Origin of the sequence: Chryseolinea sp. H1M3-3 (assembly GCF_029360725.1) — a bacterium.
Lineage (GTDB): Bacteria > Bacteroidota > Bacteroidia > Cytophagales > Cyclobacteriaceae > Chryseolinea.
On sequence record NZ_JARKMY010000018.1, the window covers coordinates 495,481 to 512,714 of the forward strand.

The 17,234-nt window shown below is 41.3% G+C and carries 18 protein-coding genes; 8 read left to right on the forward strand and 10 right to left on the reverse strand.

Annotation, left to right across the window (positions count from 1 at the left end; genetic code table 11):
• Positions 1-7: 7 nt before the first annotated feature.
• The 3 genes from P2W71_RS26085 to P2W71_RS26095 all read left to right on the forward strand — a co-directional run bounded on the left by P2W71_RS26085 (position 8) and on the right by P2W71_RS26095 (position 2,867).
• The gene (locus tag P2W71_RS26085) at positions 8-940 is read left to right on the forward strand and encodes an alpha/beta fold hydrolase (protein WP_276374369.1); all 933 of its coding nucleotides are present in this window, start codon (positions 8-10) and stop codon (positions 938-940) included.
• Positions 941-963: 23 nt separating this feature from the next.
• Positions 964-1,662: an SOS response-associated peptidase gene (locus P2W71_RS26090; RefSeq protein ID WP_276374371.1), complete on the forward strand. Its 699-nt coding sequence runs from the start codon at positions 964-966 to the stop codon at positions 1,660-1,662.
• A 65-nt stretch (positions 1,663-1,727) separates the two neighbouring features.
• On the forward strand, positions 1,728-2,867 hold the full coding sequence (locus P2W71_RS26095; RefSeq protein ID WP_276374372.1) for a VCBS repeat-containing protein: 1,140 nt from the start codon (positions 1,728-1,730) through the stop codon (positions 2,865-2,867).
• 5 nt (positions 2,868-2,872) lie between these two features.
• Here the strand turns inward: P2W71_RS26095 and P2W71_RS26100 are convergent, their stop codons facing one another.
• From P2W71_RS26100 to P2W71_RS26125, 6 genes are all read right to left on the reverse strand, one after another.
• Entirely contained in the window at positions 2,873-3,532 is a 660-nt protein-coding gene (locus tag P2W71_RS26100; RefSeq protein ID WP_276374373.1) for a DedA family protein, read from the reverse strand.
• A gap of 158 nt (positions 3,533-3,690) precedes the next feature.
• Positions 3,691-4,743, reverse strand: a complete 1,053-nt coding sequence (locus P2W71_RS26105; protein ID WP_276374374.1) for a hypothetical protein — start codon at positions 4,741-4,743, stop codon at positions 3,691-3,693.
• An 82-nt stretch (positions 4,744-4,825) separates the two neighbouring features.
• Complete coding sequence (locus P2W71_RS26110; protein WP_276374375.1) at positions 4,826-5,179, reverse strand: MmcQ/YjbR family DNA-binding protein; 354 nt, start codon at positions 5,177-5,179, stop codon at positions 4,826-4,828.
• A gap of 2 nt (positions 5,180-5,181) precedes the next feature.
• Complete coding sequence (locus P2W71_RS26115) at positions 5,182-5,409, reverse strand: DUF6728 family protein (protein WP_276374376.1); 228 nt, start codon at positions 5,407-5,409, stop codon at positions 5,182-5,184.
• Between the two features lie 14 nt (positions 5,410-5,423).
• Positions 5,424-7,403 (reverse strand): (E)-4-hydroxy-3-methylbut-2-enyl-diphosphate synthase, encoded by a 1,980-nt coding sequence (gene ispG / locus P2W71_RS26120; protein ID WP_276374377.1) that lies wholly within the window; start codon positions 7,401-7,403, stop codon positions 5,424-5,426.
• A gap of 178 nt (positions 7,404-7,581) precedes the next feature.
• Complete coding sequence (locus tag P2W71_RS26125; protein WP_276374378.1) at positions 7,582-8,289, reverse strand: SDR family oxidoreductase; 708 nt, start codon at positions 8,287-8,289, stop codon at positions 7,582-7,584.
• Between the two features lie 69 nt (positions 8,290-8,358).
• On the opposite strand from P2W71_RS26125, the gene P2W71_RS26130 reads away from it, so the two are divergent.
• Complete coding sequence (locus P2W71_RS26130; RefSeq protein ID WP_276374657.1) at positions 8,359-9,093, forward strand: ABC transporter permease; 735 nt, start codon at positions 8,359-8,361, stop codon at positions 9,091-9,093.
• The gene (locus P2W71_RS26135; RefSeq protein ID WP_276374379.1) at positions 9,090-9,845 is read left to right on the forward strand and encodes an ATP-binding cassette domain-containing protein; all 756 of its coding nucleotides are present in this window, start codon (positions 9,090-9,092) and stop codon (positions 9,843-9,845) included. The genes P2W71_RS26130 and P2W71_RS26135 overlap by 4 nt, the downstream gene beginning before the upstream one ends.
• Positions 9,846-9,943: 98 nt before the next feature.
• On the opposite strand, the gene fabF is transcribed toward P2W71_RS26135, so the two are convergent.
• The 3 genes from fabF to P2W71_RS26150 form a co-directional block, all read right to left on the reverse strand.
• A complete protein-coding gene (gene fabF, locus P2W71_RS26140) occupies positions 9,944-11,191 on the reverse strand; it encodes a beta-ketoacyl-ACP synthase II (RefSeq protein ID WP_276374380.1) in 1,248 nt (415 codons plus the stop codon).
• Positions 11,192-11,196: 5 nt separating this feature from the next.
• A complete protein-coding gene (locus P2W71_RS26145; protein WP_276374381.1) occupies positions 11,197-11,787 on the reverse strand; it encodes a TetR/AcrR family transcriptional regulator in 591 nt (196 codons plus the stop codon).
• 147 nt (positions 11,788-11,934) lie between these two features.
• Positions 11,935-12,135 carry a helix-turn-helix transcriptional regulator gene (locus P2W71_RS26150; protein WP_276374382.1) on the reverse strand — a complete coding sequence of 67 codons (201 nt, stop codon included), beginning with the start codon at positions 12,133-12,135 and terminating at the stop codon, positions 11,935-11,937.
• A 315-nt stretch (positions 12,136-12,450) separates the two neighbouring features.
• Between P2W71_RS26150 and P2W71_RS26155 the strand changes: the two genes are divergently transcribed.
• From P2W71_RS26155 to P2W71_RS26165, 3 genes are read left to right on the forward strand one after another with little or no spacing between them, the layout of a single operon-like run.
• On the forward strand, positions 12,451-13,047 hold the full coding sequence (locus P2W71_RS26155) for a sigma-70 family RNA polymerase sigma factor (protein ID WP_276374383.1): 597 nt from the start codon (positions 12,451-12,453) through the stop codon (positions 13,045-13,047).
• Positions 13,034-13,777 carry a tetratricopeptide repeat protein gene (locus P2W71_RS26160; RefSeq protein ID WP_276374384.1) on the forward strand — a complete coding sequence of 248 codons (744 nt, stop codon included), beginning with the start codon at positions 13,034-13,036 and terminating at the stop codon, positions 13,775-13,777. The genes P2W71_RS26155 and P2W71_RS26160 overlap by 14 nt, the downstream gene beginning before the upstream one ends.
• Before the next feature lie 33 nt (positions 13,778-13,810).
• Positions 13,811-14,221 carry a hypothetical protein gene (locus P2W71_RS26165; RefSeq protein ID WP_276374385.1) on the forward strand — a complete coding sequence of 137 codons (411 nt, stop codon included), beginning with the start codon at positions 13,811-13,813 and terminating at the stop codon, positions 14,219-14,221.
• Positions 14,222-14,230: 9 nt separating this feature from the next.
• Here P2W71_RS26165 and P2W71_RS26170 read toward each other — a convergent pair whose 3' ends face one another.
• Entirely contained in the window at positions 14,231-17,224 is a 2,994-nt protein-coding gene (locus P2W71_RS26170) for a CHAT domain-containing tetratricopeptide repeat protein (protein WP_276374387.1), read from the reverse strand.
• Positions 17,225-17,234 lie beyond the last annotated feature (10 nt).

Here is a 17,234-nt window from a genome sequence, read left to right on the forward strand (position 1 = left end):
TCTTACGTTGAACTATAAGCGGCCATCGTTTCTTTTTTCCGGACACCTGGAGACAATATACCCTGCCCTCTTACGATCCATAAACATTGCGTACCGACGGGAAAGGATTGCTACTCCAGATGATGATTTTCTAGACCTTGATTGGGTACAAAATAACAACAGCAAGCTTGTTATTATCTCTCACGGGTTAGAAGGAAATTCAACTCGCGCCTATATCAAAGGCATGGCCCGTGCATTGGCTGAGAAAGGATTCGATATACTGGCGTGGAATTTCAGAGGATGCAGTGAAGAAATGAACCGGCAACTTCGTTTTTATCACAGCGGCGCCACAGATGATCTTCATTGCGTAATTGCACATGCCATATCAAAAGGTTATAGTGATATAAACCTGATCGGTTTTAGCCTGGGTGGGAATTTGACATTAAAGTATTTAGGTGAGCGGCCTCCCTACCCGGAACTCAGAAAGGCTGTCGCTTTTTCAACGCCACTGGACCTATATACGAGCTGTGTTAAAATTTCTAAACCCGCGAATCGAATCTACTCAAACCGTTTTCTTACAAGCCTGAAGGACAAGATTATTCGCAAATCGAAAAACGTTTCGGGGCTCGATGTAAAAGACATGGACAAGATCAATAACCTGATTTTGTTTGACGATCGGTACACCGCGCCTTTACATGGATTTAAAAATGCGATAGACTATTACAATAAATGCAGTTCTCTTCAATTTCTGGAGACTATTACTGTTCCTACACTAATCATTAATGCCCAAAACGATCCTTTTTTAAGTGAGCACTGTTATCCTGCTGCCAAACTCCGAAATCATCCCTTAATAAAATTCGAGAATCCTTTGCACGGTGGCCATGTGGGCTTCGCTCAATTCAACAAAAATGGATTATATTGGTCAGAAGAGCGGGCGCTTTCATTTTTAATTTCAGAATAGAGCGAACGCGCTATATTTGCGCTATGATTGAACGCTACAGTATCACAGCATCACCCAAAAAACTCGAACAACGATTTGGCATCGATGTGCTGGATACTTATGCTCCAAATTTTAATGCGGCTCCGACACATTTGCTTCCTGTCATAACCTCGACGTCATCGGAAGGCATCTCGACATTTTATTGGGGCACGTCTCCCGAATGGTCGAAGAACAAAACACTCAGTGAAAAAATCATTAACATTCGTGTTGAATCCATACCAGAGAAACCGGTACTGAGAAAAGGGCTTATGAAGGGCCGGTGCCTGATTCCTGCTGACGGGTTTTATGCATGGAAAAAAGTAGGAAAGAAAACTGCAATCCCCTATCGGCTTGTTACCAATGATCAGGAATTATTTTCCTTCGCGGGAATGTGGGAGGAATTTGAAGACACCGATGGCAATGAGTTTCATACCTTTTCAATCATCACCACACCTTCCGATGGGATTGTTGCAACGATTCACGAGCGAATGCCTGTGATTCTCACACAAGACAACGAAAAAATCTGGTTGGATAATCACAGCAACGAAGGTGACTTAATGCAAGCGTTGATACCTTATCCCTCGGAAAAAATGAATCATTATCCGGTGTCGCCTAGAATCAACAACGCAAGTACCAATGTTCCGTCACTCATCATACCCACTCCTCCTGCCGACCAATTCGGCAATCTGACTTTATTTGACTGATCACCTATCCAAAATTTTCATGAAGTTTAAACTTTCACCATCACGAAAGGTTAATCCATACGATTATGAATATTTCGTTATTCCTGCTTTTGATTAGTGTCATTTTCTTTCAACCTGAAAATGAACCGAAATTTAAACCGCATACCATCGATGACAATGTTGCTATTGGCTACGGTCTTGCTATAGGGGATGTTGATGGAGATCGTAAACCTGATATCCTGCTGGCAGATAAAAAGCAATTTGTATGGTATCGGAATGGTGATTGGAAAAGATTTGTAATGGTCGAAAATCTGACAGCAGCTGATAACGTATGCATTGCAGCCCGGGATATTAATAACGATGGCAAAGTTGAAGTAGCGGTCGGCGCTCAATGGAATCCCGGGGAAACAAGTGACACTGCAAAGTCAGGATCCGTTCACTATCTTATTCGTCCTGAAGATCCCACCAAGTTATGGAAACCAGTAAAGCTGCACCACGAGCCGACTATTCATAGAATGCGCTGGGTAAAAGCGGCAGACAATAATTTTCATTTGATTGTATTGCCCCTGCATGGCGTTGGCAATAAAAACGGAGAAGGAAATCCTGTGAATGTTCTTTGCTATGAAGTGCCAAAGAGCCCTAACACGGCGTGGAAATATTCCGTGATTGATCATTCTATGCATCTAACCCATAACCTTGATGTAGTGGAGAGCGATAACCGGGAATTAATTTATATCGGTGGCAAAGAAGGACTAAAAATAATGGGATTTGAAAATGGTAACTGGTCAGTAAGAGATTGGTTCGTTCAGGGTGAAAGCTTTGGAGAAGTGAGTGTAAACGCAACTGCCAGCCTTGTCGCTGGAGTCCAACCGATGCACGGAAACCAGCTGGCTGTTTATAGTAAAATCAATGATCAGGTCACGCGCAACGTACTGACTACAGCATTAAATCAAGGTCATGCATTAAAATTTGTTGACTTATTAGGCATGGGTCATAGCCAGATTATCGTGGGATGGAGGGAACCTGATGCTTCCAAAAAAACAGGTATTAAAATGTATAGACCCGACAGCACCAATCCCAATTCATGGAAAGAATATTGGATTGATGATAATGGCATAGCCTGTGAAGATTTACAAGTTGCCGATTTGGATGGTGATGGCAAAAAAGAAATCATTGCCGCAGGGCGCGCTACCCACAATTTAAAGATTTATTGGAATAAGAATTAAAAAAATCAGACCTCCGTCTTAACAGATTTTTTCTTTCTGTTCCTAAGCACTTCAATAATTGGAGGCAGAATCGAAACGAGTATGATTCCAAAAATAACGTAAGTAAAATTATCCTTGATGATTGGAATACTTCCAAAGAAATACCCTAGCAAAAGAAAACTGATCACCCATGTCACTCCACCGACTACGTTGTAAGTAGCAAATCGCAGGTAGCTCATCGTTCCTATCCCAGCCACAAAAGGTGCAAAAGTTCTGATGATCGGGATAAAGCGCGCATAAATAATCGTTTTTCCGCCGTGCTTGTAATAAAATTGTTGCGTTCTTTCCAGGTATTCCTTTTTCAATAGCTTGTATTTACCACTAAAAGCTTTCGGTCCGATGTACTTACCTACATGATAATTCACGAGATCGCCCAGGATTGCAGCAACGACAAGGAGAACACAAGCAAGCACAATATTCAGGTTGCTTTCAGGTTTTGCAATGATGGCACCCGCTGCAAATAATAGTGAGTCACCAGGTAAAAATGGGGTGACGACCAAGCCGGTTTCCGCAAAAATGATGAGAAAGAGAATCAGATACGTCCAGGTTTTATAGTTGCTGACAATCTCCACCAGGTGTTGATCGATGTGAAGAATGAAGTCTATGAGCGATTTAATGAGTTCCAAAGTCTAGGGTTCGAGTTATAGTTTGAATTAATTTAAAAACCTGAACGAATTGCGAAAGTTTAAAAAAATTCAGGAAGCTAAAAGCAAACACTGATTTAATTCGATTTTCTGCTGCTAAATAAGATCATGTGATGAACGCTCCTCTTTTGCTGATACGATCAGAAGCCACTATCTGCGTCCGGCTCTTCCTCCACAATTGCGTCATCGACCGGTTCATCTGTAGCTTCCGTTTTAGGTTTCTTTTCTTTTCTTTTTCTTTTGGGCTTTTCTTGAGGAACTGCAACTTCTTCCTCAGCATCATCCGCATCATCTTTATTCTTCTTTTTCAGGAACGATAGGGTTCCTTTTTTCTCAGCAGGTTGGGATGCTTTGATAGAATCTTGCTGAGCCTGTTTGACTGAATCATCTTCAACGAAGTCAAAATCATCTGCAGGTTTAGGCTTGATTTGCTGTTCGGTGGTATCCACAGCTTCTTTCTCTTTCTTCTTGAATAGATTTTTGAAGAATCCAAAAAATCCTTTTTTCTCTTTTGTCTTTTTAGAAGCTTTTGCCTCAGCTTGTTGCTGTGCGTTTTGTTGCAGCTGAGATAACCTCACGTCAGGTAGTACCAGGTTATTCCGAAGATACCACATGTAATTATCCTGTTCTACATTGTACCGAATATCGGTGACAACATATTCAGGAGTTTCAGGAACGTACTTGCCGGTCGCTTCATCAAATTTCAGGCTATCAGGAAAGTTATACTTCAATAACCGGAGTTCTTTGTCTTTAGAAATAACGTAGACGCTATCTGCATAGGTTTGGGTTGTATCTACCGGTACGTCTTCGATGTAAGTGCTATCGATAACAGACCGCGCTGCAAGGTCTAGCTCGGCGCCCGGCACGACACCATCTTCTCCATCCTTTCCTTCTTCAAGATCTTCATCACCGGTGGTAAGTGAATCCGGCAATATAGGGTTCACGGGTTTCATCGCGACCGTCTGCATGAGCCTGATTTTTTTGCGATACGATTTGGGTTCGGCAATCAGGTACTTGTTCTTACTCGCCATCAATATTTTGGGAGTGGAATCCTCCTGGAAATAACTAAACTTCTTTCGAAGCTCATTTTTATCATAGATAAACGCACTTTGATATGCAGGGCATATCATACGCTGTGTGCAGGCGCTAAGGAGCAGGCTAAGGGTTAGTAGAGCAAAAAATGGCCTGGCCATGAAATGGGTAAATCAATCAAAAATAGAGATTAAATAAGAATTAATTCAAAAACGGCGATTTTGTAACCACCTGAATGTCAAATTACATGGATTCTAACGTTCTTTTTGCCGTTTTAGTGAGTCCAGCGGCTACTAAATCATACGAATGGTCAATCCACTGCCGTAAAAGCTTGTCAGGAATAGAGCCATCCATTATCACTGTAATCCAATGCTTTTTATTCATATGATATCCAGGTTGCACCGCCGGGTACTTTTCACGCAATTCTACGCCAATTTCGGGGTCGACCTTTAAATTAATGCTCTCAAAACGCTCAATATCCGTCAAAGCGAACATTTTGCCCATTACTTTGTAAACGAGCACTTCTTTTCCAAAAGGAAATTCTTCTGTAACGCCTTTGTGGGAAAGGCAATAGGTTCTACAGGATTCAATATCCACGCTTAAAAGAATCTACGAAGGATGATGTAAAGAATGCCTAAAATGAAAACAATAATAGAAATTTTATTGATGCCGTGCATCATTCTGATATTGACATCCGAAAAGCGAGAAGGGTCTTTTTTTCGAAAGAAATATCCTCCCACCTCGCCCAACTGAAAAAACTGTTTTACACCAGGCTTTTGTTCAGCACTTTCATTTTGGTCATTTGATGTTTTCTTGTTCTCTTCCATAACTCAACTTCGCTTTACACCACATTATTTTTAGATTCATTTGATGGAGGTTCTATCCAATCTCCATGCTCTCGAATCAGATTGATCAACTCATCCACTGCTTTTGCAGTCGGAACGTTTTTGCGCACCACTTCTTTGCCTTTGTATAAAGTGATGCGTCCGGGGCCTGAACCAACATAGCCATAGTCGGCATCAGCCATTTCACCCGGGCCGTTGACAATACAACCCATAATTCCGATTTTAATTCCTTTTAGGTGACTCGTTCTCGAACGAATTTTTCCAGTGGTTTCCTGCAAGTCAAAAAGGGTTCTTCCGCACGACGGACACGAAATATATTCTGTCTTAGATATCCGCGTCCGGGTCGCCTGCAAAATATTAAACGCTGTTTCGTTAACCATTTTGTCAGCACCACAATTTTCTGCTGCAATAAAAACGCCGTCACCAAGTCCGTCCACCAGTAATCCCCCCATGTCAGTAGCTGCATAAAGCTGGAGCTGCTCCTGGCTGATATCTTTATAGGTCCTTCCAATAATTACAGGTACATCGCACCCATTATTCATCAGCTCTACAAAAAGTCTTCGTTGTTCCGCCATACCATGACGATTGTTGGTGCTGATAAACAAAACAGCTGTCTTATCCTCTTTCAGTTTTTGAATCAGATTGTCAGTTACATTCACCAGCAATGCGTAAACAAAATTTAAAACATTAGATTGTTCAATGCCTTTCAAATATTTGTCAGCGTGAATAAAAGGATATGCTCGCTCCTGGTTTCGCTTTTGCAGCCACGTGCTGTGATTATAAATCAGGCTAAGGGTACCTGGTATCTCAAAGTCAAGATTTCTATCTCCTAAAAAAATATAATCACAAGCAAGATCAGAAATATTCCATTTGTCCAACGGAATTGAATACTGATATCCCAAAGCAAAAAGCGATGCAGGTGTAATTTTTTCCTTTGCTGAAAAGTCTGCGATAACACGTGGTATGTGATGCTCACCCCCGATATTCAATACCTGTCTTGTCTTCCGTCGATTGTATTCAAATGGGTTTATCGGGTAATGCTCGATCGCGGGAATGGGATCGTGTGGTATTCTGTTTTCATACCGTTTCACGAGTTCTTGTGCCACTGGAATTTCCGCTTCCGGTTCTTCAGTCAGGGATACCCGGATGGTATCACCCAATCCATCCTCCAGCAAAGTTCCGATGCCAACGGAAGATTTTATCCTACCATCCTCACCATCGCCTGCTTCCGTCACGCCAAGATGCAGTGGGTAGGGTTTCAATCCCTCTTCATCTAGCTTTTGCACCAACAGTCGGTATGCCTGAACCATAACTTGCGGATTGCTCGACTTCATCGACAACACAATGTTATAATAACCTTCGTCTTCACATATCCTCAAAAACTCTAATGCCGATTCAACCATACCCACTGGGTTATCACCATAACGGCTCATGATTCGGTCGGAAAGTGATCCATGGTTGGTACCAACACGCATGGCCGTACCGTATTCTTTGCAAATTTTTATTAACGGAAGAAATTTTTCACGGATGCGATCCAATTCTGCCTGATAAGACGCCTCCGTGTAGTCAATGGTTTCAAATCTTTTTTTGTCTGCGTAATTGCCTGGATTGATCCGGACTTTTTCCACCAACCTCGCGGCTAGCTCCGCTGCATTTGGCGTGAAGTGGATGTCAGCTATCAACGGAGCATAGTACCCCCGTTTTCTCATCTCTTTTTTTATAACCTCAAGGTTTTGTGCTTCTTTTATGCTGGGCGCTGTTATCCTTACATATTCACATCCAGCTTCGATCATTCTGATAGATTGTTCAACTGATCCGATAGTATCCATTGTATCAATGGTGGTCATGGACTGGATGCGGATAGGATTATCTCCGCCCATGGCAACATCACCGATTTTTACTTCTACCGTTTTCCGGCGGCTATAACTTACCAGACTATTGCAATATTGCTTAACCGAGGCGATTTGAGAGTTCACTGTTTCCAATTTGGCTACAAAATTACGTGAAAAAGTCCACAGTCCGCGGACCACCAGTCGACAGTTTTCTGGATCGTTTTAAGTGCTAAGAATTAGATTTTAAAGGATTAACGGCCAATCAGCGCTATTCATAGTTGACCTGCGTGTCATCAATTTAAGCCTTTATCGCAGACCATAGTTAAATATCGCCAAGCTGCGGCCTGATAATAATTTCTTCAACGACGCTTCGAGGTGATAACACATAGGCAGCGTAAATGGTGTCCGCAACATCTTCAGGTTTCATGAAACGTTCGTCGGGAATATCCACGCCTTCCCAACTGGCTGTCTTGGTGGCACCTGGAAGAACGGCTGTAACGCGTATTCCAAATGCTTTGAGCTCTTCGCGAAGGCACTTGGAGAAACCAAGCAACGCGAATTTCGAAATAGCATAGGAACCACCATTGGGGTATGCTTCAATGCTTGCAATTGAACACATATTGAAGATATGTCCCGATTTTTTTTCCTTCATCGAAGGTACCAATCCTCGGGTAGTGTAGTAGGCGCTGTACATGTTCGCATTGATCATGCTTTCCAATGTCCCTTCGGGTTCAGATATAATTTCTCCCGGTAAAAAATATCCAGCGTTGTTGACAAGAACATCCACCGGGCGGTTAAGTTTGTTTACAAAATCACAAAACGTTTTAACCTGATGTTTTTCGGAAAGGTCAGCTTGTTGTCCAAACACGTTTATCGACGGATTTGATTTCTGTATGTCAGTTTTTAATAATTCAAGATCGCGTTGAGAACGTGAGCAGGTTATGACATCGAAATTATCAGACGAAAATTTTTCTATGATAGCACGTCCAATACCCTTAGTCCCCCCTGTTACGACAATGAGTTTGTTCATGAACTTTATTTGTAAAATTTTTGGGTATCTTTCGCAAGGTAATCATTGCACTCGTTTAATGCATCTATGATCAAGGAGATTGGTAAGTATTTCATATTTCTCGGTAATCTGTTCATCAACCGCGAAACATTCAAAACCTATTACAAACTAATTTTAGATGAATGCCTGAGCATTGGATTGGGTTCGCTTTTTTTAGTTGCCCTTGTTTCTACTTTTATGGGCGCAGTAACAACGGTTCAGACAGCCTATAACATGGTGAGTGATTTCATTCCCAATTATGTGATCTCTCAGGTTGTTCGTGAAATGATCGTCCTTGAACTGGCCCCGACAATCATCGCCGTGATCTACGCAGGTAAAGTTGGTTCCAGCATGGCCGGTGGGTTGGGTACCATGAGAATAACCGAACAAATTGATGCACTGGAAGTGATGGGTATTAATTCAATTTCATATTTGGTGTTGCCTAAGATTGTTGCCTCCATATTGATGTATCCGTTGCTGGTGATCATCGCAGGGGTATGTGGTATGTTGGGTGGCTATCTTGCGGGAACCCTCACCGGTATCATTACACCAAACGACTACGTGTATGGCCTCCGTTCCAGCTATAATGAGTTTACTGTGATCTTTGCGCTCATCAAATCCGTTGTGTTTGCATTTTTGGTGGCGTCCATTTCCTCCTACAGGGGGTACTATACACAAGGTGGTGCACTTGAAGTCGGTGTTTCCACAACGCAGGCGGTAACCACCAGTGTGATTGCTGTGTTGATCGCAGACTATTTATTGGCCCAACTTCTTCTTGCGAAATGATAGAAATTCGGAACATAACAAAATCATTCGGCGACAAGCTGGTATTAAGCGAGGTCAGTGGTGTCTTCGAAAAAGGGAAACCAAATCTTATCATCGGTGCCAGCGGTACTGGAAAAAGTGTTTTACTTAAATGTATTGTAGGTTTGATAAAGCCTGACCATGGACAGGTTTTTTACGACGGCAGGGATTTTTATGAAAGCGATCGGGATACAAAAACTGAAGTGAGGCGTGAGATGGGAATGCTTTTTCAAGGCGGTGCACTTTTCGATTCAAAAACAGTAGAAGAAAATGTACGATTTCCTTTGGATGTTCTCACCAGAATGTCAAGGTCGGAAAAAATGGAGCGTGTAAACTTCTGTTTGAAACGCGTTGGACTTGAAAACGCCAATAAAAAGATGCCCTCGGAAATTAGTGGCGGTATGAAAAAACGTGTAGGCATTGCGAGAGCAATCGTTAATAAACCCAACTACTTGTTTTGCGACGAGCCAAATTCAGGTCTTGATCCGCAAACTTCTATATTGATCGATGAACTTATTCAGGACATTTCTGAGGACTTGGATATCACCACCATTGTTGTTACTCACGACATGAATTCCGTGATGGGTATCGGGGAAAAAATCATGTTTATCTACAAAGGACAAAATGTTTGGGTTGGTAACAACAAAGACATCACGCATTCAGGTGTAAAGGAACTGGATGACTTTGTTTTTGCTAATAAAGTGATGAATAGTTTAAGGGAAAATAATGCCTAGAAGAAAGAGAAATTCTGGTTAACTCCATTCAACATTCTTTTTTAATTCAGCTTTCCGCTATCGGAATAGCGAACGATGGCTGAATAGCTGCTTCGCCATCAAACCTTGACAAAGACGGCTGAAGCATTGTGGCCTCCAAAACCAAAAGTATTGCTCAATGCAACGTTGACGCTATGCTTTCTACTTTCTCCTAAAACAATGTTCAATCCTTCTGGCAGGCCAGGATCAATATGCTGTGTATTAATGGTTGGCGGAATTATTTCTTCACTAATGGATTTGATACTGATGATTGCTTCAATAGCACCGGCTCCTCCTAACAAGTGACCGGTGGCAGACTTCGTTGCACTGATCAATAGTTTCCTTTTATGTTCCCCAAAGAATTTGGAGACAGCTTTCATCTCGCTTTCGTCGCCAACAGGAGTTGATGTGGCGTGAGGATTTAGATAATCCACATCCTCTGGCTTTAAATTGGCGTCTTCCAACGCCCACTTCATTCCCAACATAGCACCGAGCCCTTCCGGATGTGTGGCGGTCAAATGGTATGCATCTGCTGACATTCCTCCACCCGCTACTTCAGCATATATTTTCGCACCCCTCCTTTTTGCATGCTCGTATTCTTCGAGTATCAGGGAACCTGCGCCCTCCCCCATGACAAACCCATCGCGGTCGACATCAAATGGACGAGACGCCGTTTGTGGACTGTCATTCCTGGTCGATAAAGCTTTTAATGCCCCGAAACCACCTACGCCTGCTTCATTAACGGCCGCTTCAGATCCACCGGCAACAATGATATCTGCCTTGTTCCAGCGAATATAATTCATAGCGTCGATGATCGCTGTTGTTGAGGTAGCGCATGCAGACACCGTTGTAAAGTTCAATCCCATGAAACCGTGCTTCATGGCAATCCATCCGGAAGCGATGTCTACGATAACTTTGGGAATAAAGTAAGGATTGATGCGCGGCGTTCCATCACCTCGCGCGTAATCCATGATTTCTTGTTGAAAGGTATAGAATCCGCCGTTTCCTGATCCCCAAATGACCCCTACTCGTGTTTTGTCGATTTGATCCAATTCCAGTCCGGCATCTTTCAAAGCTTCTTCAGTAGAGACAAGCGCATACTGGGTAAAAGGGTCCATTTTTCGTATCTCGGCTTTTTCGAAATAATTTAACGGATTATAGTTTTTTACTTCGCAAGCGAACTTCGTTTTAAACTTAGTGGTATCGAACTTGGTGATCGGCGCGGCACCGCTTTTACCTGCAATGAGATTATTCCAAAATTCAGGAATCGAATTTCCTAATGGCGAAACGGTACCTAATCCTGTTACGACTACTTTGCGTTGTTGCATAAAATTTACTTACTGATTTGGTCTATAATCTTTTTACAATGTTTAATAATAATATCCATGGGCTCTCTTGAGCGTTCGACGCGCGAAAACATCAATGCACCTTCGATTGAACAAAATATGGTGTACGCTATTTCTGCGGGCTGAATATCGGCACGAAACTCTTTTTTTTCTATACCATCTTGAATCAAATCGCGGATAAAGTTAACGGTATTCAAAAGCTCTTTAGTGACTACCCGGCGCATAGATGTACGGTGATCATCAGCCTCAATGGCGGTATTGAGCAACGGACATCCGCCCGGTATGGGTGGCGCAAGAACATAAGTCGAATAAAAATCAAGAAGTGCGAGAAGCTGATTTTTGTACGATGACACTCCTAGCAGTTTCCCGCGCACCATTTCTCTAACCCTCTCAATAGAATACCGAAAGGCTTCCAGCGCAATTTCATCTTTACTAACAAAGTTGCCGTACAGGGCTCCCTTTGTAAGGCCCGTTGCCTCCGTAAGATCAACAAGAGAGGTGCCGTCGAAGCCTTTTCGATTAAATAAAGGCGCAGTGCGCTCAATAATGTGCTGACGGGTCCTGTCTGATTTAGTCACGCACAAAGGTAAACAAAATATACCGATTGGTATATTTTAGCTGGTGATATTTAAAATAAAAAAGACAGACTCGACTTACAGCTCGAGCCTGTCTACCCAACCAAACTATAGACGTATATTAACCTACAACGAAGAGATACTTGAAATTTAAACGGTGATCAATTGCTGCATCAACGCTTTTTGAACTAATTCAACAGAATTTTTCGCTTCGCATTTGCGGAGAAGATTTTTACGATGAGTTTCCACGGTGTGGTGACTGATGTTCAGCCTGGACGCAATTTCTTTTGTCGTTAGCCCGGAAGATACAAGGGCTAGCACTTCTTTTTCTTTAAATGTGAAGGTGTTCATGGGATAGAGGTTATTTTATCTCGCTAATAATTTTGACGTTCTTTATGGATAAGATGGCAGGATGTAACCCATCGTCTAGAATTTTTTTTATTTTTTTTTATGACGACAAAATCAAAGAAGAATTTTACGAATACCTTAAACCGCGGCATGCAAATCTTCAGATTTAAAAAAACAATCAATTCGCTCTTTCTATTTTTCTGATAATTCCCCGTTTTCTATAAAAAAAACTAACTTTAACCGTCTATTGCAGTGGCTTGCAAAAAATAGAAAATCATTGGGTTACAAATCCTGCCCATTTACATTAAGGTCGTTATCATGATAGGTGGTGAAGCCATACAAAGTGAAATCATACAAAGAATTCGGTCAGGCGGACAAACTGAGCTTGGAATGATCTATGAAGAGTACCGTTCAGAATTTCTGCAATGGATAACTAAAGAGTATGATTGCTCGATGGATGATGGTAAGGACATGTATCAGTTAGCGATACTAATCTTTTACGATAACATTCGACAGGGGAAGCTGGAGTATCTGGTAAGTAGTGTAAAAACTTATCTTTTTGGAATCGGAAAAAATCTTGCGAAAGATAATATGCGTAAAGAAAAGAAATTTACACCGATCAACCAGGAAAAGTGGCTTAAGGAGTACCTCATCGATGAACCTGATCAACCTCTTGATGATGGAATTTTTGCATTGGCAAAACGTGCTCTTGAAAAGTTAGGCCAGCCTTGCAAACGGTTGATTGAGCTGTTTTATTATGAAAACAAAAACATGCAGGAGATAACGGAAGCAATGCAATACAAAAATTCGGAGACTGCTAAAAATCAAAAATGTAAGTGCATGGCCCGCTTGCGAAAACTTGTTGACCAGGAAATTGAAAGAAACTCAAACGTTGTAAACCATGAAACCTACTGAACACGATATTACCTTAATGGAAAGATATTTTGATTCGGAATTAAGTGTCACTGAATTGGAACATTTCCATTCGCGCGTAGCAACCGATGCTACGTTCAAGGCTTTGGTTCAACGTGAAAAAATACTCATTGGAGCAATTCGCAACCAAGGATTATTGGACAACCTGCAATATTTAAAGGCCATTGAAGATAAGATTCAGGGAAACCAGGCACATCCTGCATCACCCAAAATACAACGTTGGTATTATTATGCTGCTGCAGCCGTTGTTACCATTCTTCTTTCAGTGACATTTTTGCTGCCAACTCAGAAAAGTTCAGATGAATTGTTTGCGGAATATTTCACCACGTATCCAAATTTCGTCGAACCGACGACAAGGGGTAGCAATGAAGCCACCAACAGAGCAGAAGCATTCCAGGCCTACGAGCAAAAAGACTATCAAAAAGCTGCCGCGTTATTTACAAAAATGCTAAATGAAAACAGAGAGTCAGGTGTGCTGCTTTTGTTGGGCAATTCAAACTTAATGCTCGGCAAGACCAAGGAAGCAAAGGAAAATTTTGTTACTTTAATCGAGGAATTTGATGAACTTGATATCCAGGCTAAATGGTATTTGAGTCTTTGTTACCTTAAAAGTGGTGATACGGAAAATGCACGAAAAATATTGAAAGAATTGGGGGAGACAGAAGTTTCGTATGCATCGAAAGCGAAAGAGTTACTTGAACAAGTAGATTAGCCCAATTTCTAAACTTAATATTTTACATCTCCCATGGCAAATGCGAAAACCCCCTCTACAAAACCTGAAAAAAACGATGTTATTAATTTTGTTTTAAAAGTCAAAGCAAGCAAGAAAAAGCGAGGACCGGTCGAACTCTCTCTTGATTTAAATCCTGAATCACGGTTGATTCACATTGAAGAGACGTTTTCAAGCTACGAACGATTGTCCGAGATCGTAAGCTTTCTTCAAGAAGTGCTTAAGGAAGTAAATGACCGCACCCGTAAGTACAATGAAGTGCTCCAAATTGATCAAAAAAGCAAGCGTGCTTTTTTCAGTGAAGGATATGACCAGAACTTTAAACCGGAGTTTGGAAAGATTGATAAGATCATCCACCGACACAATAGCCCGGGTGAGTCTACTGTGAGTTATGCGCGCAGTTACAACGGCGACAAACGACCATAATAGTTGTTTCTATCGGATAAATCGTTGATAGGCCTTTCGCGATAGAAGCAGGAAAACAAGGAGAGCGATTCCAACTCCAATGTAAATAAACGTCCTGCTCCTATCTTTCTTAAATACTGGTTCTAAATTACCATACGCGACCAGAGGCGACCATGCCTTGGGGTCCGCAGTTAGCTCGTCCGCAGTTTTCAGGTAATCAAGCTTAGCTTCGCGCAATGCATCGTCAATCGAATTACCTTCTAAAAGATGTTTGTAAAAATTATCCATTAACGCTGTAGAAGCCTGATCATTTACTTTCCATAAACTCATCAAAATGTTTTCGCATCCTGAATAAATAAATGCACTTGCCATACTAATCATACCTTCTCCCCTGTAATCCTTTCCTACCCCGGATTCGCAGGAACTTAACACAGCCATTAATGCTTTTAGCCTCAGCCCATATAATTCATATGCGTGAAGTTCCCCGTCATCCTTGTTATCACTTTTTCCAAAATAAAGGCTCGCTGCAAAGTCGCGTTTTACATCTCCCACTCCATGAATTGCCAAATGAAGAATGTCAAAGGCTGGCGCCAACGTTTTGAAATTAGATTCGGTTGCGTCATTGTCTGTCAAAAATCTTCCATCAGCAAATCGCTTCTCTAATGATTTTAATTCTTCCTGCGCGCCCGCAAGCATCTCCAGATCTGAACCACCAGCACGGAAAGATTCACCTCCTGTGAACCCAATAGCTAACAAAGACGGCGTAGTCACTGACCTAACATCTTTACGAACTAGCATGGATGAAGCGTACGCATATCCGATCGTGAATGATTTTATCAAATACTTTAAAGATTGATAATTGACTTGATTATTAATAGGTTGCTCTTCGATCAAAACTTCAAAAGGAATTTGACCGATTAAACCATCAGGAATAATTTGCAGTCGGTTACCACCACCTATCATTTGGTAAAAAGGCTGCACTAAGGTGTGGTACAATTGATAAGAGTTATTTATGAAAGACAAAAACATGTCTGAGTCCATCGTTGCATGTTTATCGGCTAAGTGCAACATCAATTTATTGATCGCGGTCCTAATACTGTCTGATGAGCCGATTCTTCTGAATTGAATTTTATCGCCAGAAATGCCAAGACCATAGACCGCTTTATTTCCCCAGAAATATTCCAATACCACCTTATTGTCATTTCTCAGAACTTGTTGGATTTCATGAACTGGTATTGTTTGATAACCATACTTTACATTAAAATAACCGGGATATTTTTGCTCTATCGCAAGCTTACACGCTTGAATGCTTTGATCAAGATTTACTATGTCGGCCCGGATAGTGCTTATTTTACCTGAATTTTTCCGGTTGTCAAGTTCTTTGTTAATAGCATCTTGAGCCATAAACAATTGCCGCTTTAAGTCAGCATGTAATCTAAAAAGGCTATCCTCATTACTGATTTGTTTTATCTGCTCCGCTTCAGCTAACGCATCGGCTAGGGATCTGGATTTACTTTGTTCAAAATACCGGAAAGCTAGTTCATGAATACTATCCGCGGGAAGATTTTTTAATCCCTGGCAAAGGCTTGAAATTATATTTTCGTAGAGATCGTAATTTTGATCAAGGAATTGCCATTTGGACGCATCCATATCCAGTGTGTTTCGTTGTTTGGATATTAACTTTTCGGCTAGTCTAAGACAAAACAAGGAATTGTTAAAAAAGCCAACGTCTCTTGAGACTGAAAATTTCGAAGTCATGGAGGCAGCCTTCATTGCAAGAATTTCACTCACATAGTATTGATAGCCAATCTGCTCCTCTGTGGGATTATCCAAGACGTTCATGGAATGGAATCCCGTAGAAGAGGCAATCAACGCTTTCTGATAATAAAATAATGCAGAATCATATTTAGCATTCCTCGTATGGTGACCACCTAAAACAAACCAAGTCTGAGCGGCTTCTCTACTATGCAATCTGTCGAGCGACTTCAATTCTCTAAAAAGTTCTGCGATCGTTTTATAAAAATTTTTATGATCGCCGACAATCGAATACGCATCAATCAAATCAATAAGAAGATTCACGAATAAATCCTGATCTCTTACTTCAGGTCTTTTATATAATTCGTAGGCCTTTTTAAAATAGATAAGTGCTTCATTGTTCAAAGAATCAATTCTATAAGTTTCTCCGAGGGATAAGTAGTACCATGCGCGGTTAGACAGATCTTTCGTGCGTTCATTTAATTCAAGTGCCTTTAAATAAAAAACCTTAGCTTCTTCCGTGTTACCCATATCACGATAAATATTGGCGACCATGCCATTGCTTTTTTCGACATCTGTCGGCGTCAATTTACTCGCCATCTCCAATGTTTTACTCCCATAAGAAATCGCTTTTTCAAAATCTCTTTGTGATCTATTGGTAGCTGCAAGGCTGTAATAATTTTTATAAACCACTTTCACATCTTCAAGGTGTATTTGTTCGCGGATCTGTAATGCTTTTTCATAGCATTTTTCAGCTTCATGGAAATCAAACTTATTGTACTTGTATACATCACCCAGCCCATGGAAGCAGTCAGCCACATTTTTATTTAAGTCGCCATGTAAGGCAATCCAAATTGCCTTTGCTTTTTCATAATGTTTGATGGGAAGGTCGATCTCATACGCCAGATTGTATAACTCTGCAATGTTGTAATGGAGTGTAGCGAGTTGATCCGAATTCTTCAAAGTAGTCGTAAGATTAACCGCCTCCTCTAACCACGCTAAAACTTGGTCTTTTTTTTCCGCCTGATCGTCCAGATTAAGAGATGTCAATTTATTTATAGCAGCCAGATAAATTTCCCATTCGCTCTTTTGCCGGGAAAGGTTCATCGCTTGTGCGAACAATCGAAAAGCCCGATCGGGATCTTTTTCTATAACCGCATTTCCAGAGTTATATAGTTGACGCGCAGACGATTGTTCCTGCGAAAATGCATGGACATGCAAAATCGCGGTAAAAAATATTACCAGCAGAAATTTTAAGGTGAGGGTCATTTATCCCTGA

What these genes read in the sequence shown, in the direction of transcription:
- P2W71_RS26090 (WP_276374371.1), top strand. Translation starts at nt 964, where the DNA reads ATGATTGAACGCTACAGTATCACAGCATCACCCAAAAAACTCGAACAA.
- P2W71_RS26095 (WP_276374372.1), top strand. Translation starts at nt 1,728, where the DNA reads ATGAATATTTCGTTATTCCTGCTTTTGATTAGTGTCATTTTCTTTCAA.
- P2W71_RS26105 (WP_276374374.1), bottom strand. Translation starts at nt 4,743, where the DNA reads ATGGCCAGGCCATTTTTTGCTCTACTAACCCTTAGCCTGCTCCTTAGC.
- P2W71_RS26115 (WP_276374376.1), bottom strand. Translation starts at nt 5,409, where the DNA reads ATGGAAGAGAACAAGAAAACATCAAATGACCAAAATGAAAGTGCTGAA.
- P2W71_RS26125 (WP_276374378.1), bottom strand. Translation starts at nt 8,289, where the DNA reads ATGAACAAACTCATTGTCGTAACAGGGGGGACTAAGGGTATTGGACGT.
- P2W71_RS26135 (WP_276374379.1), top strand. Translation starts at nt 9,090, where the DNA reads ATGATAGAAATTCGGAACATAACAAAATCATTCGGCGACAAGCTGGTA.
- fabF (WP_276374380.1), bottom strand. Translation starts at nt 11,191, where the DNA reads ATGCAACAACGCAAAGTAGTCGTAACAGGATTAGGTACCGTTTCGCCA.
- P2W71_RS26150 (WP_276374382.1), bottom strand. Translation starts at nt 12,135, where the DNA reads ATGAACACCTTCACATTTAAAGAAAAAGAAGTGCTAGCCCTTGTATCT.
- P2W71_RS26155 (WP_276374383.1), top strand. Translation starts at nt 12,451, where the DNA reads ATGATAGGTGGTGAAGCCATACAAAGTGAAATCATACAAAGAATTCGG.
- P2W71_RS26160 (WP_276374384.1), top strand. Translation starts at nt 13,034, where the DNA reads ATGAAACCTACTGAACACGATATTACCTTAATGGAAAGATATTTTGAT.
- P2W71_RS26165 (WP_276374385.1), top strand. Translation starts at nt 13,811, where the DNA reads ATGGCAAATGCGAAAACCCCCTCTACAAAACCTGAAAAAAACGATGTT.
- P2W71_RS26170 (WP_276374387.1), bottom strand. Translation starts at nt 17,224, where the DNA reads ATGACCCTCACCTTAAAATTTCTGCTGGTAATATTTTTTACCGCGATT.